General features: G+C 62.1%; 1 protein-coding gene. It reads left to right on the plus strand.

Features of this window, described 5'->3' with window-relative positions; translation table 11 throughout:
- The first annotated feature begins 56 nt into the window (after positions 1-56).
- On the plus strand, positions 57-1121 hold the full coding sequence (locus L1892_RS24575) for an IS630 family transposase (RefSeq protein WP_235726358.1): 1065 nt from the start codon (positions 57-59) through the stop codon (positions 1119-1121).
- The last annotated feature ends 1 nt before the right edge of the window (position 1122 follow it).

Genomic DNA, 1122 nt, shown 5'->3' on the forward strand with positions numbered 1-1122 from the left:
GCTAGTGTTGCGCGTCGTTAATTCGCTTACAGGCGTTCGGGTGGAAGAATTGCCGTATGCCCACTTCGGCGTTGGTTCTCGATGATGATTCGCGCGCGGTGTTGGAGTCGTGGACTCGATCATCGACGGTGAGTGCGGGTCTGGTTGAGCGTGCCCGCATCGTGTTGTCGGTTGCCTCGGGCTCCGGCACGTCGGCGACCGCCAGAGCGTTGTCGGTGTCTCGGCCGACGGTGATCAAGTGGCGGGATCGGTTCGTCGAACACGGGATCGACGGGCTGCACGACGAGCCACGCAGCGGCCGGCCCAAGACGATTGAGGACGCCGAGATCATCGCTGTGACACTGGAGTCACCACCCGAGCGGTTGGCGGTCACCCACTGGTCGACCCGGCTGTTGGCGAAACAGTTGGGGATCGGCGACGCGACCGTGGCCCGTGCGTGGCGACGGTACGGGATCAAGCCATGGCGGCGCGAGACGTTCAAGTTTTCGACCGATCCCGAGTTGGAGGCCAAGGTTCGCGATGTCGTCGGCTTGTATTTGAACCCGCCCACGAACGCCGTGGTGCTGTGCGTGGATGAGAAGAGCCAGATCCAGGCGCTTAACCGCACTCAGCCGATCTTGCCGATGCGGCCGGGTCTGCCGGAGAAGGCTACCCATGACTACAAGCGCAATGGCACCACGACCTTGTTCGCTGCACTCGAAGTGGCCACGGGATCGGTGGTCGATCGATGCTACGAGCGTCACGGGAAGGCCGAGTTCCTCGACTTCATGAAGATGGTGGCCAGAGCCTATCCGCGCCGCAAACTGCACATCGTGTGCGACAACTACCACACCCACAAGCACGCCGACATCACCACGTGGCTGGCCAAGAACCCGAGGGTGACAATGCATTTCACCCCAACATCGGGATCATGGCTCAACCTGGTCGAGGTGTTCTTCGGCATCATCACCCGCCAGGCCATCCGGCGCGGTTCCTTCGATTCCGTCCGAGAACTCGTCGCCGCGATCCGCGCCTTCATCGACGGCTGGAACGACCGCTGCCACCCATTCGTGTGGACCAAACCCGCCGAGGAAATACTCGCCGGCGCGAAACGTAAACCAACTTCAGACGCGCAACACTAGC

The sequence above is a fragment of the Gordonia tangerina genome, from assembly GCF_021556435.1.
In the GTDB taxonomy this organism is placed as follows: Bacteria; Actinomycetota; Actinomycetes; order Mycobacteriales; family Mycobacteriaceae; genus Gordonia; species Gordonia tangerina.